The sequence below is a fragment of the Bradyrhizobium sp. SHOUNA76 genome (assembly GCF_023006445.1).
Classification (GTDB): Bacteria; Pseudomonadota; Alphaproteobacteria; order Rhizobiales; family Xanthobacteraceae; genus Bradyrhizobium.
This window is the reverse complement of sequence record NZ_JALBHA010000017.1, coordinates 20657-43547: the sequence shown is the minus strand read 5'-3', so window position 1 is coordinate 43547 and position 22891 is coordinate 20657. Positions and strand designations below refer to the sequence as shown.

Annotated in this window: 20 protein-coding genes and 2 pseudogenes; 8 read left to right on the top strand and 14 right to left on the bottom strand. The window is 63.5% G+C overall.

The features are described 5' to 3' along the window. Window positions 1-181 (top strand): annotated as a pseudogene (locus MOV74_RS04635) (LysR family transcriptional regulator); the annotation flags it as partial. Between the two features lie 91 nt (window positions 182-272). After that, window positions 273-1172 (top strand): LysR substrate-binding domain-containing protein, encoded by a 900-nt coding sequence (locus MOV74_RS04630; RefSeq protein WP_246918367.1) that lies wholly within the window; start codon window positions 273-275, stop codon window positions 1170-1172. 149 nt (window positions 1173-1321) lie between these two features. Here the strand turns inward: MOV74_RS04630 and MOV74_RS04625 are convergent, their stop codons facing one another. The 8 genes from MOV74_RS04625 to MOV74_RS04590 form a co-directional block, all read right to left on the bottom strand. Next, window positions 1322-2815 carry an amidase gene (locus tag MOV74_RS04625; protein WP_246918361.1) on the bottom strand — a complete coding sequence of 498 codons (1494 nt, stop codon included), beginning with the start codon at window positions 2813-2815 and terminating at the stop codon, window positions 1322-1324. A 15-nt stretch (window positions 2816-2830) separates the two neighbouring features. Continuing rightward, window positions 2831-3628 carry a xanthine dehydrogenase family protein subunit M gene (locus tag MOV74_RS04620; RefSeq protein WP_246918359.1) on the bottom strand — a complete coding sequence of 266 codons (798 nt, stop codon included), beginning with the start codon at window positions 3626-3628 and terminating at the stop codon, window positions 2831-2833. An 11-nt stretch (window positions 3629-3639) separates the two neighbouring features. Continuing rightward, window positions 3640-6027 carry a xanthine dehydrogenase family protein molybdopterin-binding subunit gene (locus tag MOV74_RS04615; protein WP_246918357.1) on the bottom strand — a complete coding sequence of 796 codons (2388 nt, stop codon included), beginning with the start codon at window positions 6025-6027 and terminating at the stop codon, window positions 3640-3642. Between the two features lie 2 nt (window positions 6028-6029). Then, window positions 6030-6521: a (2Fe-2S)-binding protein gene (locus tag MOV74_RS04610; protein WP_246918355.1), complete on the bottom strand. Its 492-nt coding sequence runs from the start codon at window positions 6519-6521 to the stop codon at window positions 6030-6032. 21 nt (window positions 6522-6542) lie between these two features. Next, window positions 6543-7649, bottom strand: a complete 1107-nt coding sequence (locus MOV74_RS04605; protein ID WP_246918353.1) for an ABC transporter ATP-binding protein — start codon at window positions 7647-7649, stop codon at window positions 6543-6545. A 2-nt stretch (window positions 7650-7651) separates the two neighbouring features. Continuing rightward, the gene (locus MOV74_RS04600; protein ID WP_246918351.1) at window positions 7652-8557 is read right to left on the bottom strand and encodes an ABC transporter permease; all 906 of its coding nucleotides are present in this window, start codon (window positions 8555-8557) and stop codon (window positions 7652-7654) included. After that, entirely contained in the window at window positions 8554-9444 is an 891-nt protein-coding gene (locus tag MOV74_RS04595) for an ABC transporter permease (protein ID WP_246918371.1), read from the bottom strand. The genes MOV74_RS04600 and MOV74_RS04595 overlap by 4 nt, the downstream gene beginning before the upstream one ends. 79 nt (window positions 9445-9523) lie before the next feature. Further along, entirely contained in the window at window positions 9524-10873 is a 1350-nt protein-coding gene (locus MOV74_RS04590; RefSeq protein WP_246918349.1) for a PotD/PotF family extracellular solute-binding protein, read from the bottom strand. Between the two features lie 721 nt (window positions 10874-11594). On the opposite strand from MOV74_RS04590, the gene MOV74_RS04585 reads away from it, so the two are divergent. Further along, window positions 11595-12110: a hypothetical protein gene (locus MOV74_RS04585; RefSeq protein WP_246918347.1), complete on the top strand. Its 516-nt coding sequence runs from the start codon at window positions 11595-11597 to the stop codon at window positions 12108-12110. Between the two features lie 9 nt (window positions 12111-12119). Here the strand turns inward: MOV74_RS04585 and MOV74_RS04580 are convergent. The 6 genes and pseudogenes from MOV74_RS04580 to MOV74_RS04555 all read right to left on the bottom strand — a co-directional run bounded on the left by MOV74_RS04580 (window position 12120) and on the right by MOV74_RS04555 (window position 17460). Beyond that, a pseudogene (locus tag MOV74_RS04580) lies at window positions 12120-12497 on the bottom strand (NUDIX hydrolase). A 3-nt stretch (window positions 12498-12500) separates the two neighbouring features. Further along, on the bottom strand, window positions 12501-13340 hold the full coding sequence (locus MOV74_RS04575; protein ID WP_246918340.1) for an endonuclease/exonuclease/phosphatase family protein: 840 nt from the start codon (window positions 13338-13340) through the stop codon (window positions 12501-12503). Beyond that, a complete protein-coding gene (locus MOV74_RS04570; protein WP_246918338.1) occupies window positions 13340-14149 on the bottom strand; it encodes a carbohydrate ABC transporter permease in 810 nt (269 codons plus the stop codon). The genes MOV74_RS04575 and MOV74_RS04570 overlap by 1 nt, the downstream gene beginning before the upstream one ends. After that, the gene (locus MOV74_RS04565; protein WP_246918330.1) at window positions 14146-15066 is read right to left on the bottom strand and encodes a carbohydrate ABC transporter permease; all 921 of its coding nucleotides are present in this window, start codon (window positions 15064-15066) and stop codon (window positions 14146-14148) included. The genes MOV74_RS04570 and MOV74_RS04565 overlap by 4 nt, the downstream gene beginning before the upstream one ends. A 57-nt stretch (window positions 15067-15123) precedes the next feature. After that, a complete protein-coding gene (locus tag MOV74_RS04560; protein ID WP_246918369.1) occupies window positions 15124-16377 on the bottom strand; it encodes an ABC transporter substrate-binding protein in 1254 nt (417 codons plus the stop codon). A 63-nt stretch (window positions 16378-16440) separates the two neighbouring features. Continuing rightward, complete coding sequence (locus MOV74_RS04555; protein WP_246918322.1) at window positions 16441-17460, bottom strand: ABC transporter ATP-binding protein; 1020 nt, start codon at window positions 17458-17460, stop codon at window positions 16441-16443. 222 nt (window positions 17461-17682) lie between these two features. Between MOV74_RS04555 and MOV74_RS04550 the strand changes: the two genes are divergently transcribed. The 5 genes from MOV74_RS04550 (at window position 17683) to MOV74_RS04530 (ending at window position 22891) form a co-directional block, all read left to right on the top strand. Continuing rightward, complete coding sequence (locus MOV74_RS04550) at window positions 17683-18486, top strand: DeoR/GlpR family DNA-binding transcription regulator (protein WP_246918321.1); 804 nt, start codon at window positions 17683-17685, stop codon at window positions 18484-18486. Between the two features lie 186 nt (window positions 18487-18672). Continuing rightward, on the top strand, window positions 18673-20067 hold the full coding sequence (locus MOV74_RS04545; protein ID WP_246918320.1) for a sugar ABC transporter substrate-binding protein: 1395 nt from the start codon (window positions 18673-18675) through the stop codon (window positions 20065-20067). 3 nt (window positions 20068-20070) lie between these two features. After that, window positions 20071-21006, top strand: coding sequence for a carbohydrate ABC transporter permease (locus MOV74_RS04540; protein ID WP_246918319.1), 936 nt, complete (start codon window positions 20071-20073; stop codon window positions 21004-21006). After that, window positions 21003-21842, top strand: coding sequence for a carbohydrate ABC transporter permease (locus MOV74_RS04535; RefSeq protein ID WP_246918316.1), 840 nt, complete (start codon window positions 21003-21005; stop codon window positions 21840-21842). The genes MOV74_RS04540 and MOV74_RS04535 overlap by 4 nt, the downstream gene beginning before the upstream one ends. Beyond that, window positions 21839-22891 carry an ABC transporter ATP-binding protein gene (locus tag MOV74_RS04530; RefSeq protein WP_246918315.1) on the top strand — a complete coding sequence of 351 codons (1053 nt, stop codon included), beginning with the start codon at window positions 21839-21841 and terminating at the stop codon, window positions 22889-22891. Before MOV74_RS04535 ends, MOV74_RS04530 begins: the two co-directional genes overlap by 4 nt.

Genomic DNA, 22891 nt, shown 5'->3' with positions numbered 1-22891 from the left:
CGTCGCCGTGGTCGACCCCTTCTCGCCGCGGCAAAACGGCGGCAACGGCCTGGTCGTGCGGCCCTTCGCGCCGGCGACGCAGGCGGTGGCCTATATGCTATGGTCGGAAGCAGAACCCCTGTCGCGCCTCGCCAAGGCCTTCTTGAGCGAAGTGCGGCAAGCAAGCTGTTTACTGAACTGAGTGCCGGCCCGCGGCCTGATCCAGCGCCCGGTCATCGTTGAGAGGCACTGAGCACAAATTTTGCATAATACCGGGTGAAACGAGTGCCCTCATGAACCTCATCAGCCTCGACATCCGCATGCTCCGCTCGCTGATCTCCGTGGTCGAGACCGGCAGCATCACTGAGACCGCGCGACGGCTGGGCCGCACTCAACCAGCGATCACGCTGCAATTGCAGCGGCTGGAGGAGCTTACCGGCAAGCAGCTGTTCGAGCATGGTGGCCGCAGGCTGACCTTGACCGACGACGGCACCACCGTCCTCACCTACGCCAAGTCCATCCTGAGGTTGCATGACGAGCTGATTTCGCAGCTGGCTTCGCAGGAGATCGAAGGCCAGGTCGTGCTCGGTACGCCCGACCTCTATGCGGCGTTCATGCTGCCGCAGATTCTGAGCGTGTTCCGAAAATCCTTCCCGCGCGTTCAGGTCGAGCTGAATTGTGCATTGTCCACCCCGCTGGTCGGCCTCGTCAAACGCGGCGATGTCGACATTGCCCTCGTGACCCGCATGAACGACTTCACCGGCGGCCAGGTGGTGCGTCGCGAGCAGCTGGTGTGGATGACGGGCGAGCAATCCGCCGCGCATCAGGAGCGCCCGATCCCGCTAGCGCTGCTGCCGCCGGGCAACATCTACCGCGATTACGCCATCGATACGCTGGAACGCGCCAACCTGCGCTGGCGCATCGCCTGCGTCAGCGAAAGCGTCGGGGGACTACAGGCCGCGGCCTTCGCCGGCATGGCCGTCACCGTGCTCGGCCGCAGCGCGCTGGTGCCGGCGATGCGCGAGATCGGGGCCAACGAGGGCCTGCCGCCGCTGCCGAAGATCGAGCTGCTGCTCTACAAATCCAGCGGCGCAACCTCGAAGGCGGCGACCGCGCTGCACGATTATCTCGCGCACTACCTCCGCCTCGACGAAGAGCTCAGCGGCCGCGGCGCGCCGATCGAGCTGGGCTAGGCCGCTAAAAAACTCGAAAACAACCCCATGCACAGTAGAGCGGCCCTTGTTCGCAAAGGGATTTTCGCGTGCTGCTTCTCGCAGAGCCGCGCCGTCTTTTCGTTCGGTACTTGAGTTGACACGTCGGGCAAAACACCTGCACGATTGCATTAAGACCCCTTCACGGGCCCTCCACTGCCCTCACGTAGCGCCACCGGCGGCCAGAACTTCGCCCAGGGCTGCACCTGCTCGAACGCCGCCGCGATACGGAAGATCGTGGGCTCGTCGAGCCAGGGCGCGATGATCTGAAGCCCGATCGGCATGCCATCACGATCGAAGCCGCAGGGCAGCGTCGCCGCAGGAAGACCGGCAAGATTGATCGGCCAGGTAAAGGGCGACCAGCCAAGATGCGGATCGACCTTCCTGCCATCGATGGTGTCGACGCCGATCTGGCCAGCCTGGAATGCAGTGACTGCAACAGTCGGCGTCACGAGCGCATCGACGCGTTCGAACAGCTTCACGAAAGCGCTGCGCGCCTGGCCACGGCGGTAGCTCGCTGCGATGTAGTCCGTGCCGCTGTAGTCACGGCCGGCACTGACAACGGCTTGGTAGTCCGTCTCAGAGCTTGCGAGGTCGGCTGCGGATTTGGTCGCGACCGCCGCAGCCTGTTCGGTGAGTGCGATCGGCTTCAGCGTATGCTCGAGAATTCCGGGATCGAGATCCGGCCCATCCATAGTGACCCGCGCGCCACAGGAATCGAGAATGGCGAGCGCCTTGTCAAACGCTGCGCACACGTCCGGGCTGACGGCGGCATAGCCGAGATCGGCGCTGGCGCCGATACGAACACCATCCAGGCGCCCAGCATTCGCATCGAAGCAGCGCGTGGACACCGGAAGACTCGCGGCATCACGCACATCGTAGCCGGCGATGATCCCGAGCGTCAGCGCAGCGTCCGAAACGGTGCGCGTGATCGGCCCGGTATGGGCAAGCGAAGCCCAGGACGGCGGCGAGAAGCCCGGCGAGCGCGGCACGAGGCCGAAGGTCGGCTTCAAGCCGAACACGCCGCAGAAGGAGGACGGCACACGGATCGAGCCGACACCGTCAGTGCCAATCGCGATCGGACCGCAGCCGGCGGCAACGCCTGCCGCCGCGCCGCCGCTCGACCCCCCACTGGTGCGACCAGGATTCCAGGGATTGCGCGTGATACCTGTGACAGGGCTATCCGCCGTCAACTTATAGCCGGACTCGCAGGTCGTGGTCTTGCAGGTAATGATCGCGCCGGCCGCCTTCAGCGCCGACACAACCGCGGCATCGTCCCCGGGCACAAAGCCTTTGTTCATCGGCGAGCCGGCATAGGCCGGCACGCCCGCGACGAAGACGAGGTCCTTGATCGTCACCGGCACGCCGGCGAGCGGCCCCTTGGCCTCACCGGCGCGCATCTCCTTCGTGAGACGGTCGGCCTCTGCCCTCGCCTGCTCGTACATGGGCGTCACAACCCCGTTGCAGGCCTCGTTCGTCGCCTGAAGCGCGGCGATGGTCTCGTCGACGACATCGCGCGGCGTGAAGGCCTTGCGCCGGTAGCCGGCCATGATGTCGGTTGCAGAAAGCGCGCCAAGGCCAGTCGGCGCCGGCGGAAAGGCCGTTCGGCCGGAACCATCAGTCATCATCAAACCCAGGAGCTAGCTGAGCGCCGCGTCGACGGCGCGCTTGGCCATCACAGTAACGAGATGCGCCCGGTAATCGGCTTCGGCATGGATGTCGGAGGTGAGGCCCTCGGTGTCGATCCTGATCGCCGCAATCGCGGACGGATCGAAATTGCCCGACAGCGCCGCCTCCATCGGCGGCACGCGGAACACGCCGGGCCCAGCACCGGTGACGGCGACGCGAACGCCATCGGCGAACTGCGCGACGAACACGCCAACCAGCGCATAGCGCGAGGCCGGAGCCTTGAATTTTGCGTAGCCGGCCTTGACCGGCACGGGGAAGCGGATCGCAGTGATGATCTCGCCCGGCTCCAACGGGGTTTCGAACAAGCCGCGGAAGAACTTGTCGGCCGCGATCTCGCGCTTACTGGTGACGACGGTGGCGCCAAGGCCGAGCACGCCGGCGGGATAATCAGCAGCCGGATCGTTGTTCGCGACCGAGCCGCCGATGGTGCCGCGACTGCGCACAGCGGGATCGCCGATCATCGAAGCCAGCGCCGCGAGGCCGGGGATTTTGGTCTGCACCAGCTTCGAGCCCGCCACCATCGCATGCGGCGTCATCGCGCCGATGGTGATGGTGGTGCCGCCGTCGGTGATACCCTTGAGGTTTGCGAGCTTCGACAGGTCGACCAGCGCCGGCGGATTGGCCAGCCGTTGCTTCAGCGTCGGGATCAGCGTCATGCCCCCGGCAACCGGCTTACTGTCCTCGATCGAGGTCAGGAGCTTGGCCGCATCCGGAATCTGGTCGGGCTGGTGATAGGCAAATGGTTTCATTGTAGTCCTCCCTATTCCGCCGCGACCGGCAGCGACGCGTTTTGCAGCAGGCGCCAGATCCGGTTCGGGGTCGCCGGCATGTCGACATGCGTGACGCCGAGGTGCGAAAGCGCGTCCACCACCGCATTGATGACGGCGGCCGGCGAGCCGATGGTGCCGACCTCGCCGCAGCCCTTCACACCCATCGGCGTGTGGGTGCAAAGCGTCGAGTGGGTCGCAACCTTCATCATCGGCAGATGATCGGCGCGCGGCATGCAGTAATCCATCAGCGAGCCCGACAGCAACTGGCCGGACCCCTCGTCATAGACCGCGTTCTCAAACAGCGCCTGGCCGACGCCCTGCACGATGCCGCCATGCAGCTGGCCCTCGACGATCATCGGGTTGATTACCGTGCCGACATCATCGACCGCGGTGTAGTTCACGAGGGTGACCGTGCCCGTTTCGGGATCGACCTCGACCTCGGCGATGTGGCAGCCGCCGGGATAGGTGAAGTTGATGGGGTCGTAATAGGCCTGCTCCTCCAGCCCCGGCTCAAGCACCTCGAGCGGATAATCGTGCGGGACATACGCGGCCCCCGCGATCTCCTCGAACGTCTTGATGCGGTCCGTACCGGCGACGGAAAACTTGCCGGCCCCGAACTGGATGTCGGCCTCGGACGCTTCGAGCAGATGCGCGGCGATCTTCTTGCCTTTGACGATCACCTTGTCCGTCGCCTTCGACAGCGCGGCGCCTCCGACGACTAGCGAGCGCGAGCCATAGGTCCCCATGCCGAACTGGACGCGGTCGGTATCACCAAACACGATGTCGACGTTGTCGAATGCGACGCCAAGCTTGTCAGAGACGATCTGGGCGAAGGTCGTCTCGTGGCCCTGCCCGTGATTATGCGTGCCGATCATGACCGTCACCTGCCCGGTCGGATGCACGCGCACCGTGGCGCTCTCGTAGAGACCGCCGCGTGCACCGAGCCGTCCGGCAAAGCGCGATGGCGCAAGGCCGCAAGCCTCGACGTAGGTGGAGTAACCGAGACCGCGGAACTTGCCTTTGCGGGCAGAAGCCGCCTTGCGCACGCCAAAGTTCTTGACGTCGGCTGCGACCAGCGCGCCGTCGAGACAGCCTATGGGATCGCCGGAATCGTACTGCACCAGCACCGGTGTCTGATACGGATAGGCCTCCTTCGGGATCATGTTGCGGCGGCGGATCTCGACGCGGTCGATTCCCATCTCGCTCGCAGCGACGTCGACAATGCGCTCCAGCACAAAAGTCGCTTCGGGCCGGCCCGCGCCGCGATAGGCATCGACCGGCACCGTGTTGGTGAACACCACCTTCACGTTGCAGTAGATCGCGGGCGTGGTGTAGACGCCGCCGAGCAGCGGCCCGTAGAGATTGGTCGGGATGTTCGGTCCGAAGGTCGAGAGGTAGCCGCCCATATTGGCGAGCGTGTTGACGCGGAAGGCGAGGAATTTGCCGGTCTCGTCGAGCGCGAGCTCGGCCTCCGTGACGTGATCGCGGCCATGACGATCGGAGACGTAGCCCTCCGAGCGGCTCGCGACCCATTTTATCGGCCGCCTCACGCGCTTGGCGGCCCAGGTAATGACCGCCTCCTCGCCGTAGTGGAACTGCTTGACGCCGAACCCGCCGCCGACATCAGGCGCGACGACGCGCAGCTTGTGCTGAGGGATGTTCAGCACCAGCGCGCCCATCAGGAAACGCACGACGTGCGGGAACTGGCTCGTGGTCCACAGCGTGTAGCGATCGGTGCCCGGCTCGTATTCGGCGATCGCCGCGCGCGGCTCCATGGGATTGCCGATCAGGCGATTGTTGACAAGGCTCAGCTTGGCGACATGCGCCGCCTTCTTGAATGCGGCCTCGACCGCGCCCTTGTCGCCGAGCTCCCAATCGCAGCAGATGTTGTTCGGCACGTCGTCGAACAATTGCGGCGCGTCCGGCCTGATAGCTTCGAGCACGCCGACCACGGAGGGCAGCACCTCGTAGTCGACCTTCAAGAGTTCGGCCGCCGCATTGGCCTGCTCCGGCGTCTCCGCGACGACGAAAGCGACCATGTCGCCGACGAAGCGCACCTTGTCCTGGGCCAACATCGGAAACGGCGGCTCCTTCATCGGCACGCCTTTGGCGTCCGTGATACCCCAACCGCAGGGCAGCGATCCCAGTGCATCGTCGGCGACATCGTCGCCGGTCAGCACCGCTATGACGCCGGGCGAGGCCAGCGCTGCGCTCCTGTCGATGCCGCGCAACGCCGCATGGCCATGCGGCGAGCGTACGAACACGCCCGCCGTCATGCCCGGCCGCTTGATGTCGGAGACGTAGTTGCCGCGGCCGGTGAGAAAGCGCTGGTCCTCCTTCCGCTTCGGTGCGGCGCCGATGCCGATCACATTTCCCATGGTCACTCCCCCTTGGCGGCGTTCATGGCGGCAGCGCCGGCCATGACCGAGACGACGATGTTCTGGTAGCCGGTGCAGCGGCAGATGTTGCCTTCGAGGCCATGACGGACATCGGCCTCCGTCAGGTCCGGCTTCTCGGTCGCGAGCGCGACAGCGGTCATCAGCATGCCGGGCGTGCAGAAACCGCATTGCAGGCCGTGATGCTCGCGAAACGCCTCTTGCATCGGATGCATCAGGTTCGAGCCCGCCGCGCCTTGCAGGCCTTCGATGGTGAGTAGCGTCTTGCCGTCGAGCGCTGGAGCCAGCAGCGTGCAGCTCTTCACCGGCAGGCCGTCGAGATGAACCACGCAGGCGCCGCACTGACTGGTATCGCAGCCGATATGGGTGCCGGTGAGGTTGAGTTGCTCGCGCAAGAGCTCGGCGACGAGCGTTGCCGGCTCGACCTCGACAGTGGTTGGCCGTCCGTTGAGTGTGAAGGATATCTGCACGGTCATGCTCCTTTGCGCGACGGGTCTTTAGGCAAGTGGAAGCGCGCTGCCGGTGGCCCATGTGGCCATCACGACGTCGCCGACGGTGAAGGGATCTGCGAAGAAGGTCTTTTCCGGCACATAGGCCACGAACTCGTCGTCCGGCACGGTGTCGAGCATCACCTTGACGAAATAGCCCTGGTATTCGATCGCGAGCACCCGGCTCGGCAACGATGTGGTGCAGCCCGGCGGCAGGTCCCTGCCCGGCCGAACCAGCGCGACATCGTCGCGGCGCACCGCGATATCGACCTTGTCGCCGACGTTGACGCTCGGGCGAGCCTGAAGCGGCACCTCGATGCCTGAGGGCCCCGCCTGCGCAAGCGTGAAGCTGGCGCCGTTGACCTTCTCGACGTGCCCCGACAGCACATTCTGCCCGCCCATGAACTGGGCGACATAACGGTCGTGCGGATGAGCGTAGACATCGCGCGCCGGCCCGGCCTGCTTGATCTGGCCCTGCTCCATCACCACGACGAGGTCGGCGAGTGCGATCGCCTCCAGCTGGGTATGGGTGACGTGGATGAAGGTGATGCCGAGTTCCTGCTGCATCCGCCTGAGCTCCTGCCGCATCTGGACGCGGAGCTGCTCATCGAGTGCCGATAGCGGCTCGTCGAGCAGCAGCACGCGCGGCTCGGTGATCGCAGCACGCGCCAGCGCCACCCGCTGTTGCTGGCCGCCGGAGAGCTGGGCCGGCAGGCGGTCGGAGAATTGCGTCAGCCGCACTTTCTCGATCATGGCGTCGGCCGCGCGCAGACGATCGGCCTTGGACATGCCGCGCACCCGCAGGGCGAAGGCGACGTTCTCGCGCACGGTGAGATGCGGGAACAGCGCATAGGACTGGAACATCATCGCCGTGCGCCGCTGCACCGGCGCGAGGCCGACGACGTTCTGGCCGCCAATGACGATCTCGCCCGCCGTCGGATCCTCATGGCCTGCAATCATGCGCAGGATCGTCGTCTTGCCGCAGCCGGAAGGGCCGATGAAGCAGCAATAGGCGCCGTCCGCGATCTTCAAATTAACGCCGTCAACCACGTTGGTGACGCCGTCGAAGCTCTTGCAGACACCCGCCAGTTCGATATCGCCGCGATCGTTTTTCATTCCTAGCCCTTTGCCCGGCTGCCGCGCTTCTTCTGGATCAGCACGATGGTGCCGAGGCTGGCGCCAATGACGACGAAGGAGACGATAGTGGTCACCGTTCCCAGCGCGTAGAGCGAGGGCGAGGTGACGTTCAGCGTCATGCTCCATATCTCCAGCGGCAACGTATTGAGCGAGCCCGCGGTCTGTAGACTGCGCGCAAACTCGTCATAGGACAGCGTGAAACCGAACAGCGCGACCGCGATCAGGCCGGGCGCCAGCACCGGGATCATCACCAGCCCGATCGACTGCCACCGGCTCGCGCCGAGATCGTAAGCCGCCTCTTCCCAGGCGTGATCGAAGCGCGACATCACCGCGAACATCACGAGCACGCCGAATGGCAACGTCCAGGACAGCTGCGCGCCGAGTGCCGAGGTGTACCAGCTCGCGTTAAGCCCGAGCGCCTGGAACAGAAGCCCCGTGCCGAGGCCGAGCACGAGACCGGGCGCGACCAGGCTGCCGATCATCATGTAGAAGACGAAGGTGTCGCCCCGGAAGCGCCTGCGGAAGCCGAGGCCGGCGAGGAACGAGACCACCACCGTGATGACGGTGACGATGGCCGCGAGCTTGATCGAACGGTCGAACGAGCCCTTGACGTCGCCGGTACGCACCTGGGTGAAGAGGTCGACGAACCAGTGCAGCGACTGCCCCTTCATCGGGAATACGAGCCCGCCACGGATATCCTGGAACGACAGGACGTAGATGCAGAACATCGGGCCGTAGAGCGCGATGACGTAAGACGTAAACAACGCCGCCAACACGTAGAACGTCCACGGCCTGCCGTCCTTGCTCGGCGCGATTGCCTTGATCGTCGCGGCCGCTGCCGGCTTGGAGATATCGGTTTTGGGCATGTCGGCGAGAACCGCGCTCATCGCGTGATCTCCTGCCTCATATCGACGGTACGCAGGATCAACGAGACGATGGCGACCAGCACCAGTGTCAGCAGCACGGCGCTCGCCGCCGCGGTCGGATATTGCAGCACGCCGACATCCTCGTAAAACGCACTCACCACCGAGGCCGAGCCGCCGCCGGACATCACCTTGACCACGAAGAAGTCGCCCATCACGATCGAGACCACGAAGATGGTGCCGAGCGCGATGCCGCTCTTGGACATCGGCACCACGATCAGGCGCATGATGTCGAAGCGGCTGGCGCCGGCGTCGATCGCAGCCTCGATCAGCTTCTTGTCGATCCTCGCCATGGAGTTGAAGATCGGCACGATCATGAAGATCGTGAGCTGGTGGACATAGGCGATGACCACCGCAAGGTCGGAGAACAACAGCACCTCGAGCGGCTGGCGGATCACGCCCGCTCCTAGCAGCGCCTGGTTGATCAAGCCTTCCTTGCCGAGCAGCGGAATCCAGGAAATCATCCGGATGATGTTCGAGGTCCAGAACGGAACGGTGCAGAGCAGGAACAGGCCGATCGCCAGCAACTGGTTGCGGACGTGAAACACCAGGAAATAGGCAACGAAGAAGCCGATGATCAGCGTGAAGATCCAGGCCAGGACCGTGAACTTGATCGTCGCCAGATAGAGCTTCAGTGTCAGCGCCGAGTGCAGCACCTCGACATAGCTTGCGAGCGTGAAGCCGGGGGTGAGCCCGCCAAAGCCGTCGGTGGCGAAGAAGCTCGCACCGAGCACGACCAGGATCGGCGCCGCAAAGAACGGCACCAGCACCAGGACCAGCGGCGAGACGTAGAGCCAGCCGGCCAGATTGGATCGCGATGGAGTTGGACTTTGAATTGGATTTGGCTGCATGTCAGCGAACGCCTCGACGTCGATCTTCACCCGCCGGCGCGTCGCCGCGCCGGCGCCTTTCGTCAGGGAAAAGCAGGTTTCAGGCCACCTTGAAGTCGTTCCAGCGCTTGTTCATGTAGGCGGCCTCGTCCATCAGCGTGTTCCAACAGGAGATGTTCTTGACGCGGTCGAGGAACGAGCCGCCGTCACGCTTGGTGCCGGCCTTCTCCATGGCAACGCCGTAGGGATCGTTGACCACCTCCGGCGCGGGCTGGCCCTCGTACCAGAAGGCCCATTCGGCCCGCGTGAGGAATTTCTTCGCGGTCGAGGGCACGGGGCTGTAATAGCCGTAGCGCGCGACGAAGCCGCCCTGCCAGCCCGAGAGGTACCAATTCAGATATTCATAGGCAGCATCGAGTTTCTTGCCGGAGAGATGCTTCATCAGGCCCATGCCGTTGCACCAGCCGCGGTAGCCTTCCTTGCCGTTCTTGACGTTGACAGGCGCGTAGACGCAGGGAATTTCCTTGACGCGGACAGCCGCGACCGCGGGCGACCACATCGACTGGATGACCACCTCGCCCGCCGCCATCAGCTGCACCGACTGGTCGAAGGTGGTCCAGGTCGCGCGGAACTGGCCCTGCTTCTTCAGCTCGATCAGCTTGTTGCAGGTGAAGTCGATCTCCTCCTTGGTCATGTTGCCCTTGTTGCCGTACTTGATCAGCCCGGCACTCTCGAAGCAGAGCGCGGCGTCCATGATGCCGATCGCGGGCACGTCGAGGATCGCGGCCTTGCCCTTGAACTTAGGATCGATCAGGTCCTTCCACTCGGTCACCTCATGGCCGACGAGGTCGGGGCGATAGCCGATGGAATCGGCGTTGTAGACCTGCGGCAGGAAGGTCGCCCATTCAGTGACGCCGTCATTGAGATCGGTCGCATCGGGCTTGGCGATGTACATGGCCTCATAGGGCGAGATGCCCTGGCGCGGGATCTTGTGACCGTCGATCTCGCCTTTGGTGAAGATCGGCAGGATGTTGTCGAACTCCTTGATCTTCTTGACCTCGATGCCCTGGATCACGGCGCGCTTGGCGGCGAGCTTGGCCTGCCAGCCCTCGAGATCGGCAATATCGACCGTATTAGGCTGGCTTATGAAGCGGTTGATGGCGGCGGAGGTGTCGAGGTTTTGCATCGTCACCTTGAAACCGAGATCCTTGGCCGCCTGGTCGCCGATCGCTTTCACCACCGAATAGGACACGCCGACATGTCGCAGCTCGATGTCCTTGATCTCCTGCGCCCAGATGGTCGGGAAACCGCGGATCGCATCCGCCCCCACTGTAGCGCCAGCAACTGCCGCCGCGCCCTTCAACAACGTGCGGCGGCTCAGCTTTTTCGCAGGCCTCGCCTCCGTTCCCGCCGGATCGGAAGTGAATGTCCCCTTACCCTCATCAGACATGGCAACCCTCGTTGGTTACGATGAACGCCCGCACCGGTCGCCATTGACCGACTGCAGATGTGATCGGTTGCGCGTGAGGCTAGGGTCGGAATTTTGCGAAGTAAAATTGGAAGTAAAAATTTGCGACATAAGCGCCACTAATGGCTCAACTCTCTGCACTTCGTCGCGGCAGGCGACTCAGGAAGGCAGCAGGGCATAAGTACCGGTCGCTATGACGAGATAATTGTCGGTCTTTCGTTTTGGCGAACTGTTCGAAGTCTGAGCCTGCCTTTCGAAGAAGCTCCTCGCTCTTACCTGATCAACGACGCAGCGCGATGCGCCGCAAGGGATGACTTTGGGCCTCCGCAACTGAACCTGCTGATCAACGCTTGGTAGTTCGAAGGTCCTCCGAAGGATTGGCTATGCTCGTTCGCCGACGGCCCACGCCAGTTTTCAGCAAGTCTGCTCACGTTGGTCGTGGCAAGCTTTTCTTGGATTTCCCCCTGCACACGTCGTGCACACGCCGCCTTCTAACCATTTGAAAGACCTAAACTCTCGCTCCAGTCCATCATGGGTGCCACGGAAAAGCGATAGTCTTGCGATTTCAATGATTTACCTTATCATCTCAATAGGATGAAACACGAACGTGTGCACTCCAACTAGCCGAATTTGCACACGTTTGTACCTGTTTTGACCTCTCAGTGCACACGTAGCGCACACGAATTGGGGAGTGCACACGGCCGTGGCCAGCTTCACGCATTTGCCTTCCGGGAACTGGCGCGTCCAGGTCCGCCGCAAGAACCGCTACGTGTCAGAGACCTTCCGCCGGCGCAAGGACGGTGAGGATTGGGCGCTCGATATGGAACGCAATATCGACCGCAGTGGATCACCAAAACCACGCGCTGCTGTCCAGGCGCGTACATTCGGCGACATCATCGACCTTCACGTCGAGGATATGCATGAAGTCGGGCGCCCTCCCCGCCGCTCAAAGGCCGCCGTGTTGGAAGCACTGAAGGAAGCGCTGGGAACAGTGAAACTGTCTAAGCTCAATCGCGAGCGACTTATCGAATTTGGACGCAAGCGCGCGAAGGAAGGCGCTGGTCCGGCCACGTTGGCGATCGATTTTTCCTTTATCAGAACCGTGACTACGCACGCTGCAGCCGTTCACGGCATTGAGCTCTCGGCCGAAGAGGTTCGCTTAGCACGCTTTGCAATGAAGCATCCGACCCCTATTCTACTCCGCACAGGGCGCGGCTAGGCACCTTGCCTATTTCGGAAACAGCTTGTCGCGAATGTAGCGCGAGGTTGGGGTCAATTTCAGCCCGCGCGGCTTTCGCCATTCCACCCGGTCGAGCTCCTTCTTGTCGCCGATCTTGAGGGGGCCCGAGGCCTTCTTGCTCAGGAGGATCGCATCGCTCATCCTTCGGCCGGACCTGCGGTTCTTGCCGTTGACTTCCTTCCACAGCCTCAACTCGCCAAGCCTGGAGCTTGGGCAGCTCCTCCATGATCTCGCGATGGAGGCATTTTCTCTCGCTCTCGCCGGCCCGCCTGCGGCCGCCCGGAAAATCCAGCGCTTGTCGCGCCGCCGCCTGACCAGGAGCACCCTACCCTTCCTTGGAACGACAAGCTTTGATGACGTCGCCATTCGCTAGTCCGCCAGCTCGATCGCGAGAGGTTGGTGGTCCGAAGCATCGGTTGCTTCGTTGACCTCGATGCTGCGCACGCGACTGACCAGATCCTCCGTGACGAAGATGAAGTCGCGACAGTCCGGCCCGTCGACCCATTGCGCGCGGTCGTAGATGCCGCACGTTGGCGGCCGCGGGCAGCCGGGACGATTGGCGGTCCACGCGTCCCGATAATTCAGACCCGGCCGGCTGGCCCGGTCGATCAGGGCATGCTGGGGATCGGCGACGTCGAAATTGAAATCGCCGCACATCAGGCTCGAGGCAGCGACGGTCTGGCTTCCATATGGCTCATCGTGCCGGGAGCTCGCCTGCCTGGGGCTCTCCGACGCGTCCTGCTGCAGATCCAGCAGCCGCGTGATCTGCGCGTAACGCTGATCGGCCGAATGAAACTCGAGATGCGTGTTGACGATCCGAACCGCGCCGAACGTCGCCTGAACCGTCACCTCCAGGGCGTGACGGCGCATGCTGCGCACCCCACCCGCGCCCGGAAACGGCAACAGGTGATTGGCGATCTGCACCACCGGCAACCGCGACAGCGTCATGTTGCCGAAGCAGTGGATGCTGCCCGCGCGATCCATCGTCTCAATCGCCGGCCGGAAGATCGCGGAATAGCCCGGCAGCAGCTCTGCGAGCTGCGCACTCTGGTCCGCACCATCGCCGAATCTCGAAAAATTCACGCTCAATTCCTGGAAGCAGAACACGTCCGCATCAAGCGTCCGCCTGGCCACTGCAACGATCCTGGAGAGATCGGTGACGCCGTCGCACCCCTTGCCGCACTGAATGTTCCAGGTGAGAAGTCGCATTACCGGATACCCGCGCGCATGAATGACTGAACGAACTGGCGCTGGAACAGCAGGAACGCGATCAGCAGCGGCGCCATCGTCATAACCGTCGCCGCCGTGATCACCGACCAATCGACGCCGGTCTCAGGCGCGCCGAACACGGCAAGACCCACCGTGAGCGGCCGCGCTTCCACCGAATTCGTCACGATCAGCGGCCATAGGAAGTTGTTCCAGTGATAGCTGACGGAGACGAGGCCGAAGGCGACATAAGTGGGGCGTGCCAACGGCACATAGACCCGCCAAAGGATGACCAGTGGGCCTGCTCCCTCGACCCGGGCGGCTTCGACCAGCTCCTGAGGCACGCTCTTGAAGGTCTGCCGCAACAGGAAGATACCAAAGGCGCTCGCCAGATAAGGCAGCGCGATGGCAGGAATCGTATCGAGCAATCCCAGCCTGGCGATCGCGCGGTAGTTCTCGACGATGAGGACGTCGGGCATGATCATGAGCTGGAGCAGCACGAGCGCGAAGGCAATGCCGCTGCCCTTGAACCTGAAGCGCGCAAAGGCATAGGCGGCCAGCGTGGACAGGATGAGCTGGCCGACCAGGATGAACGTCACCAGCACGACCGTGTTGAGATAGTACCGGGCGAACGGCGCCTGCTTCCAGGCCCGGGCGAAATTCTCCAGCGTCCAGGGCGCGGACAGGCTGAACGATGTGGCGTAGGCCGCCGGATGCAGCGCGCTCCAGAAGGCATAGGCCAGCGGAGCGAGCCAGATCAAAGCCAGGAGCCATGCCGCGACGGCCTCGACGGGGTGTGTCCGGCCTCTCATTGGTAGTGGATCCTGCGATCGAGATAACCGAACTTCAACAGCGCAATCGCGCTGAGCAACATGAGAAGCACGACCGTCAGCGTTGCCGCGTAGGAGGAATCCTGGAACGTGAAGGCGACCTCATAGATGTAATAGAGCAGCAGCGTGCTGGCGTTGTTCGGACCGCCCTTGGTCATGATGACCAGATGGTCCACCAGCTTGAACGAGTTGATGACGGCATTGATGGCCACGAACAGCGTGGTCGGCATCAGCAGCGGGAACGTGATGCGGCGGAACGTGTACCACCGGCTCGCGCCTTCGATGGAGGCGGCTTCATCGAGGTCCGGCGAGAGCTGTTGCAGCGCCGCCAGATAGAAGATCATGAAGAAGCCGGCTTCCTTCCAGATCACCATGACGATCAGGCAGCCCATCACCGTTGAGGGATCGCCGAGCCAGTTCCAGCCGCCGAGGCCGAACAGCCCGCGCAGCTGATCGAGCGCGCCGTAACCCGGCGTGTAGAAGAACAGCCAGATGTTGGCGACGGCGATCATCGGCAGCACGGTCGGCGTGAAGTACGCCAGTCGCAGAAAGCCGCGGCCGCGCATGTTGCGATTGACCCAGACCGCCATGATCAGAGCCAACGCGATCGAGGTCGGGATGGTGCCGAGCGCAAACCAGAAATTATTGATCAGCGCCTTCCAGAAGATCGGATCGGCCGCCATGGCCTGGTAGCTGTCCGCCCCGACGAAGACCTCGTTGCCGTTCCGCTTGGTGATGAACAGCGAATGCCGGAGCGTTGCCAGGATCGGCCAATGCGTGAACGCCACCAGCAGCACCGCCGCCGGCAACAGCAGCAGCCACGCATTCACGGCATTCCACCACGCCTGCGACCGAGCGCGGCGTTCGGGGATTGGCGATGAGGCGGCGAGATCGGTCATTTTGGAGCCGGCGGGATGGCGGCGAACCACCCCCCCGCCATGTCCCTTCCTTTGCGCTTACTTGGCGGCGCGCAGCACGCGGTCGGACTGCGCCTGCGCGGCGGCCAGCGCTTCCTGCGGTTTCTGCGAGCCCGTGACCGCGGCCTGCACAGCATCGTTCACAAACTTGTAGATACGGCCGTTTTCGTGGACGGAGAGCTCCGGCACGGCATGCTCGAGCTGATCGCGCGCGACGGTCGCCTGCGGAAAACCCTTGGCGTAGTCTTCTATCGCCTTGGTCTTGTAGGCGGCCGGCGACACCGCGACGTAGCCGGTCTTCATGCTCCACTCCGCCGCACGCTCGGGTGCCGTCATCCACTGGATGAACTTGACGGCGGCCTTCTGCTGCTCGGGCGAAGCGCTCTTGAAGATGTAGAAGCTGCCGCCGCCGGTCGGCGATCCCCGCCGCTCCTTGGCCGGCAGCATGGCCACGCCGAACTGGAATTTTGCGGCGTCCTTGACGGCTGTGAGGTTACCCGTCGTGTGCCACATCATCGCCGTCTTGCCTTCGAGGAAGTCGGTGCGAAGCGTCGCCCAGTCGATGCTGCCGGTCGGCATGACGTTGTGCTTGCGCGACAGGTCGACCCAGTAATCGAGCGCGCCGACCGTCTTCGGCGCGGTGAGGTACACCTCGGTGCCGGTCTCGTTCATCATCTTCTGGCCGTTCTCGATGGCGAGCGCCTGCAGCATCCAGTAGCCGTAGCCGGTCGTCGGGATCTCGACGCCCCAACGCGTCGTGTTTGCGCCATCCTTCTTGACCAGCTTCTTCGACATCTCGACCATTTCGTCCCAGGACGCCGGCGCCTTCTCCGGATCGAGGCCCGCTTCCTTGAACGCGTCCTTGTTCCAGTACAGAACGATGGTCGAACGCTGGAACGGGATGCTCCAGGTCTTGCCGTCGACCTGGCCGTTGGCCATGAACGCGGGATAGAACTCCTTGAACCAGGCCTTGTCGCTGACGAGGTCGTCAAACGGCACGATCGCGTTCTCGTCCAGCAGCGTGAACACGTCGGTCGACAGCAACACTGACAGTTGCGGCGGCTGCCCACCCTTCATGGCGGTCATCGCCTTGGTCATCGTATCCGTGTAGTTGCCGGCATAGACTGCCGTCACCTTGACGTCCGGATTGTCTTTCTCGAAGCGCGAGACCATGTCGTCGATGATCTTGGTGACGGGACCGCCGACCGCGACCGGATAGTACATGGTCAGATCCACCGCGGCAGCGGGACGCGCCCCTATCGAGAGCAGGGTAAGTGCGGCTGCCATCAACATCGTTCGTCGCGCAAACATCTCTCTCTCCCTCTGTAATCCGCCGAGCGCCTGAAACCACCGCTGCTATCCAGCGGAGGTCGCCAGCCGGCCCTCCCTGGCTGAAGTCTCCAATCGACATTCCGAAGCTGGATCGAACCGATGCTCGTGACCGGCCTCCCAGGCCAGCCGGATATCCTCGCCGGGCTGAACCTTGCTGAACCCTTCGAGTCGAACCGAGATCGGCTGACCGTCGATGTCGCACAGCACGATACTGTCGGCCCCGAGATGCTCGACGGCCTTGACCCGCGCAGCATGATCCCCACCGGCCACAATGCGGATGTGCTCCGGCCGAATGCCGATGAGACGATCGTCCTGACGGACCAGATTCATCGGCGGTGTACCGATGAACCGCGCCGTGAACGCCGTCGCCGGCCGGTTGTAGAGCTCTTCCGGCGAGCCGTTCTGCTCGATGCGGCCATCGCGCATCAGGACGACGCGGTCCGCCATGGTCATGGCTTCGGTCTGATCGTGGGTGACGTAGACCATCGTCACGCCGAGACGTTGCTGCAACGCGCGGATCTCCGTTCGCATCTCGTGTCGCAACTTGGCGTCCAGGTTGGACAGCGGCTCGTCCATGAGACAGACCCGCGCCTCGGCAATGATGGCGCGCCCCAGCGCGACGCGCTGGCGCTGCCCTCCCGACATTTGCGACGGCTTGCGGTCGAGCAGATGCGTCAAACCAACGATGTCGGCGACGCGACGAAGCCGGGCGTCACGCTCGGCGCGCGACACGCGCCGCACGCGCAGCCCGAAGATGATGTTCTCGGCCACGCTCAAATGCGGAAACAGCGCATAGGACTGGAACACCATGGAGATCTTCCGGTCCGCCGGCGACAGGCGGGTCACGTCGACGCCGCCGATGGCGATCGTGCCGGCATCGGCCTCCTCGAGACCGGCGATCAGCCGCAGCGTGGTCGACTTGCCGCAGCCGGACGGTCCCAGCAGCACCAGCAGCGAGCCCTCCTCCGCCGTCAGACTGATGTCGTCGACGGCGCGCATCGCGCCCCACGACTTGGAGACATGATTCAGCGTAATCGCCGACATGGCCGGTTCGCTCTCAGCATGATGCAGCTACGCTGATGGCGGCTCGATCCAACGGAGCAGCGGCAATGCCGGCCCAGACCGGTCCATGCCTCCTCCCTCGAGCCACGCGCATTCATCGGCGTAGCGACTATTATGTTCATATGAACATAATGTGACACCATATGAAACACAAAATTGCGTCTCAGCCGTTCAAATGATACTTTTGTCGGGAACGGAGGGCTTATGCCCAGGAGCGCCATCACACGTCAGGTCCACATACTGGAGATCGTGCGCGAGCAAAGCTTCGCTTCCATCGAGCAGCTTGCGGTGCGTTTCGAGGTGACCCAGCAGACCGTCCGCCGCCTTGTGAATGCGCTCTGCGACCAGGGACTGCTTCGACGCGTGCATGGCGGGGTCAGCCTCCCCGTCCAGAATCAGAACCTCGCCTACAGCAGCAGACACAGGCTGAACGCCGAAGCCAAGCGGCGCATCGCGCATGCGACCGCCAAACTCATTCCCGACGGGACGTCGCTGATGATCGGGCTCGGCACGACGCCCGAATATGTCGCGCAGGCACTCTCCCGCCGACGGGATCTGCGGGTGATCACCAACAGCCTGAACGTGGCTGCAGCCTTCTCGCATAATCCGGACGTGGAGATCACCATCGCCGGCGGCACGCTGCGGCCGCTCGACCGTGACATCATTGGTGAGGCCGCCGTGCGCTTCTTCTCGAGATTTCGCGCCGACTTCGGGATCTTCGGCGTCGGCGGCGTCGATCCGGACGGCACGTTGCTCGACTTCCATGTCGAGGAAGTCAAGGCACGCCAATCCATCGCCGCCAATTCACGAACGTCCGTGCTCGTGGCCGACATCACCAAATTCGGGCGCAATGCGACAGTTCGTGGCGGCCACCTCGACGAGTGCCACCATCTCGTCATCGACGACCGATTGCCGGCAGCATTTGAACTGATTGCGCAAAGATATAGCGGCCAGATCCATACCGCCGGCGACGCTCGCGCAGATTTCGAGCGCCTCGGCAATACCTAGCCGGTACCTGCACATCGTCGCTGCTCGGTCCGATCGCGCCTCCCCGGAGGCGAGGTGCGACATCTATTCACCCTCCGCGCCGAAGGGCCGGGGGACGATCCAACCTGTCACGATTGACCTGTTATAACATTTCGGCAAATGTCCTAACTAATCGGAAATAAAAATCCGGATTTTCGGGAGGATCGCATGCCGTCATTCACGCCGACGCGACGAACGCTACTCAAGACCGGAACTGCAGCCGCCGCTTTCGCGACGTTTGGTCCGGCCTTTCTCCGGCAAGCTGCCGCGCAGGACGCCGACCTCGCGCCTTACAAATCCGCTCAGATCGACTGGCAGCAGGTCTCCGGCGAGACCATCACGGTCGCCGTGATCCCGGCGAGCTATTTCGAAAACCTCATCACGCTCGCGCCGCAGTTCAAGGCGCTCACCGGCATCGACGTCCGCTTCGAGAAGATTCCGCCGGCGCAGATCCGGCAGAAGTGCGTCATCGATCTGACCTCGAAGACCGGCACCTATGCGACCCACGCCGCCGATCCCATGTATTACGCGCTCTATGCCGCCAACAAATGGGTCGAGCCGCTCGACACTTACCTCGCCGACAAGTCGCTGACCGATCCGGCCTGGTTCAAGCTCGACGACATCATTCCGGCCTGGCGCAGCGCCAACGGCATCGACGGCAAGCTCTACGGCATGCCCTATGACGGCGAAGTCACCATTCAGGTCTATCGCAAGGACCTCTATGACGCGAAGGGCCTGAAGCCGGCCGACACGCTGGAGGCCTACATGTCCAACGCCGCGGCGTTGAACACGCCGAACGATCGCGTCTGGGGCGCAGCGCTGCGCGGCGTCGCCGGTGCCGGCCAGAACATGTACATTTATCCGTCGATCTTCCGCGAGTTCGGCGGCGACTGGATGAAGGGCGGCAAGCTCACCGTCAACGGCCCCGAGGCTGAGGCGGCGCTCGCCTGGTACGTCGACATCATGAAGAAGTACGCGCCGACAGCGGCGGCCAACTGGAACTGGCCCGATATCGCCGACGCCTTCTCGCAAGGCACCGTCGCCAGCTACATCGACGCGCATTCGTCGGCCTCGGTCATCAACAACCCGGAAAAATCCAAGGTGGTTGGCAAGGTCGCCTACGCGCGCTGGCCGAAGGGCCCCTCGGGCAAGCGCACCACGTCGATCTGGAACTGGGGCTTCCCAATCAATTCCGCGCTACCGGAGAAGAAGCGCAAGGCGACCTGGCTTTTCATCCAATGGGCCGCCAGCGCCGAGACCCAGGCGCGGACCGCGCACAAGTTCACCGGTCCCACCAAACGCTCGGGCGTCAACCGCACCTCGGTGTGGAAGGATCCGGATTACATCAAGCTGATGAACGGCTTTGGCGAGAACTTCGTCGAGGCCACGATGGGCGCTCTGCAGGAGGACACGGACGTCGACTGGCGTCCGCGCGTGCCGCAATGGCCGGCGATCGGCGACACCATGGCGACCGCGATCCAGTCGGCCCTGTCCGGCCAGGCTACGATCAAGGCTGCACTGGACGACGCGCAGCGCCGCATCGAACCGATGATGCGCGGCTGAGTCATGGCGACGACAGCGGAGATATCGGCCGGGATCGCGAGCGAGGCGCCTCGCAGCGATTTCGGACGCGTCCTGGCGCAGCGCGAGCGCCGGTTTGCGGCGGCCCTGCTTGCACCGGCCTTTCTTGCGCTGCTCGCCACGACGACGTTTCCGCTGCTCTTCCTGGTCTACACCAGCGCATTCCGGATGGATCTGGCGATGCCGTTCACCAACGGCTTTGTCGGATTCGAGAACTACCAGGTGCTGCTCTCCGACGAGCGCTTCTGGACCTCGCTGCTGGTGAGCCTCGTCTATACCGGCTCGACCGTCGCGCTGCAGGTCATCATCGGCCTGGCGCTCGCCCTGCTGGTCATGGACATGAAGCGTGGCCAGGGCTGGTTCAGGGTCATCGCCATCCTGCCCGTGGTGCTGTCGCCGGCGGTGGTCGGCATGATCTGGCGCACCTTCATGCTGGCGCCGGAGTTCGGCATCGTCGACTTCCTCGCCATCAACGCCGGCCTCGGCAGCAAGAACTGGCTCGGCGATCCCACGCTCGCGATGGTTTCGGTGATTGCGATCCATACCTGGCAGTGGACGCCCTTTGCGTTCATGGTGCTGCTGGCCTCGCTCGCCTCGCTGCCCGAGGACATCTACGAGGCGGCGCGGCTCGACCGTGCTTCCGCCTGGCAACGCTTTCGCCGCATCACCCTGCCCTTGCTGCGTCCCGCGATCGTCATGGTCATCATCATGCGGACCATGGTGGCGCTGACCGCGTTCGCGGCGATCTTCACCGTCACCGCCGGCGGCCCCGGCACGGCGACCGAGATCCTCAATCTCTATGCCTACCGCAAGTCCTTCACCGAACTGTCGATCGGCTACGGCTCGGCGCTCGCAGTCGCGCTGATGATCGTGACCATCATCATCTCCGGCATCCTGTTTGCGATGCGGAGGGCGAAATGACGGCCAAGCGCCTCCGCATCATCGCCCTGCTCGCGATCTCCATTGTCTTTCTGCTGGCCTGGGCGTTTCCGATCGTCTGGAGCGTGCTGAACTCGCTCAAGACCGATTCCGACGTACTGGCCTATCCGCCCAAGCTAGTGTTCGCGCCGACGCTGGAAGCCTATCGCGACGTGCTGTTCGGCTCGGGATCGATCCTGCCGAACCTGCTCTCCAGCGTCGTCATCTCGGTCGGCACCACCATCGTCACCATGCTGATGGCGGTGCCGGCGGCCTACGCGCTGGCGCGCCTGCGCTTTCGCGGCAAGAAGTTCGCGGGCTTCTACGTGCTGGCCACGCAGATGCTGCCGCCGGTCGGCATCATCATCCCCTACTTCCTGGTGCTGCGGAACATCGGCTGGATCGACACTTATCAGGGCATCATACTGATCTATCTGTCGTTCTCCCTGCCATTCGCGATCTGGCTGCTGGTCTCCTATTTCGAGGACATTCCTTTCGAGATGGAGGAAGCCGCCTATCTCGACGGCGCCAGCCGATTGAAGACATTGTGGCGGATCATCATTCCGCAGGTCCGTGGCGGCATCGCCGTGACGATCGTGTTCGTGTTCCTCAATGCGTGGAACGAATTCCTGTTCGCCGTCGTGCTCAGCGGCAACACGGTGCGTCCGGTCACGGTTGCCATGTTCAATTTCGTCTCCGTCGAGCAGACACTGTGGGCCAAGCTCGCCGCGGTCTCGGTTCTCGCCATGCTGCCTGTCGTCGTCCTCGGCGTGGTCGCGCAGAAGCATATCGTGAAGGGCCTGACGGTCGGTGCAGTCAAGGGCGGAGGGCGCCGATGAGCGGCCAAGGTCAGGTCAGTTTTCGCAACATCGTCAAGATGCACGGCGAGTTCGCCGCGCTGAAGAACGTGAATTTCGACATCAAGCCGGGCGAGTTCTTTGCCCTGCTCGGCCCGTCCGGCTCGGGCAAGAGCACGACGCTGCGCATCCTCGCCGGCTTGGATGCGCCGACCGCCGGCCGCGTGCTGATCGACGAGAAGGACGTCACCTCGACGGATGCGCGTGACCGTGACATCGCCATGGTGTTTCAGAGCTACGCGCTCTACCCACACATGACGGTGGCCGAGAACATCGCTTTTCCGCTGGAAATGGCCAAGCTGCCGAAGTCCGAGATCGCGCCCGCCGTGAAGGACGCGGCGCGCAAGGTGAAGATCGACCATCTGCTCGATCGCAAGCCGGGCCAGCTCTCGGGCGGCCAGCAGCAGCGCTGCGCGCTGGCTCGCGCCATCGTGCGCAAGGCACGCCTGTTCCTGCTCGACGAGCCGCTCTCCAACCTCGACGCAAAGCTGCGGCTGGAAACCCGCGCAGAGTTGAAGAAGCTGCAGCGCTCCCTCGGCGTCACCGCCGTCTACGTCACCCACGACCAGGAAGAGGCCATGACGCTCGCGGACCGCATGGCGGTGTTCATGGCGGGCGAGATCCAGCAGGTCGGCACGCCCGCGGAGGTGTTCGCCCGCCCGAACTCGATCGACATTGCCGGCTTCATCGGCAATCCCCCGATGAACCTCGTCCTCGCCCGTTACGTGGATGGCGACGTCGTCATCGCCGGCCATCGCCTCAAGACGACGGCCACGACCCCGGGTGAGCGCGATGTGGTGGTCGGGCTTCGGCCCGGCGCCCTGCGCATGACGGAGGGTGGGCTCGGTGCGCGCGTCGATCTGATCGAGGATCTCGGCGATACCGCCGTGCTCGATCTCGACTGTGCCGGCACCACGATCCGCATGCGCGTCGCCGACGGCAACATTCCCGGCGAGGGCGACACGATCTCGATCACAGCCCGGCCGCAAGACATTCACCTGTTCGATCCAGCAACACGCATGCGGTTCTGA

Bases quoted from the DNA above. Each gene is read 5' to 3' on its own strand.
- MOV74_RS04630 (WP_246918367.1), top strand. From the start codon at position 273: ATGAACCTCATCAGCCTCGACATCCGCATGCTCCGCTCGCTGATCTCC.
- MOV74_RS04625 (WP_246918361.1), bottom strand. From the start codon at position 2,815: ATGACTGATGGTTCCGGCCGAACGGCCTTTCCGCCGGCGCCGACTGGC.
- MOV74_RS04620 (WP_246918359.1), bottom strand. From the start codon at position 3,628: ATGAAACCATTTGCCTATCACCAGCCCGACCAGATTCCGGATGCGGCC.
- MOV74_RS04615 (WP_246918357.1), bottom strand. From the start codon at position 6,027: ATGGGAAATGTGATCGGCATCGGCGCCGCACCGAAGCGGAAGGAGGAC.
- MOV74_RS04610 (WP_246918355.1), bottom strand. From the start codon at position 6,521: ATGACCGTGCAGATATCCTTCACACTCAACGGACGGCCAACCACTGTC.
- MOV74_RS04605 (WP_246918353.1), bottom strand. From the start codon at position 7,649: ATGAAAAACGATCGCGGCGATATCGAACTGGCGGGTGTCTGCAAGAGC.
- MOV74_RS04600 (WP_246918351.1), bottom strand. From the start codon at position 8,557: ATGAGCGCGGTTCTCGCCGACATGCCCAAAACCGATATCTCCAAGCCG.
- MOV74_RS04595 (WP_246918371.1), bottom strand. From the start codon at position 9,444: ATGCAGCCAAATCCAATTCAAAGTCCAACTCCATCGCGATCCAATCTG.
- MOV74_RS04590 (WP_246918349.1), bottom strand. From the start codon at position 10,873: ATGTCTGATGAGGGTAAGGGGACATTCACTTCCGATCCGGCGGGAACG.
- MOV74_RS04575 (WP_246918340.1), bottom strand. From the start codon at position 13,340: ATGCGACTTCTCACCTGGAACATTCAGTGCGGCAAGGGGTGCGACGGC.
- MOV74_RS04570 (WP_246918338.1), bottom strand. From the start codon at position 14,149: ATGAGAGGCCGGACACACCCCGTCGAGGCCGTCGCGGCATGGCTCCTG.
- MOV74_RS04565 (WP_246918330.1), bottom strand. From the start codon at position 15,066: ATGACCGATCTCGCCGCCTCATCGCCAATCCCCGAACGCCGCGCTCGG.
- MOV74_RS04560 (WP_246918369.1), bottom strand. From the start codon at position 16,377: ATGTTGATGGCAGCCGCACTTACCCTGCTCTCGATAGGGGCGCGTCCC.
- MOV74_RS04555 (WP_246918322.1), bottom strand. From the start codon at position 17,460: ATGTCGGCGATTACGCTGAATCATGTCTCCAAGTCGTGGGGCGCGATG.
- MOV74_RS04550 (WP_246918321.1), top strand. From the start codon at position 17,683: ATGCCCAGGAGCGCCATCACACGTCAGGTCCACATACTGGAGATCGTG.
- MOV74_RS04545 (WP_246918320.1), top strand. From the start codon at position 18,673: ATGCCGTCATTCACGCCGACGCGACGAACGCTACTCAAGACCGGAACT.
- MOV74_RS04540 (WP_246918319.1), top strand. From the start codon at position 20,071: ATGGCGACGACAGCGGAGATATCGGCCGGGATCGCGAGCGAGGCGCCT.
- MOV74_RS04535 (WP_246918316.1), top strand. From the start codon at position 21,003: ATGACGGCCAAGCGCCTCCGCATCATCGCCCTGCTCGCGATCTCCATT.
- MOV74_RS04530 (WP_246918315.1), top strand. From the start codon at position 21,839: ATGAGCGGCCAAGGTCAGGTCAGTTTTCGCAACATCGTCAAGATGCAC.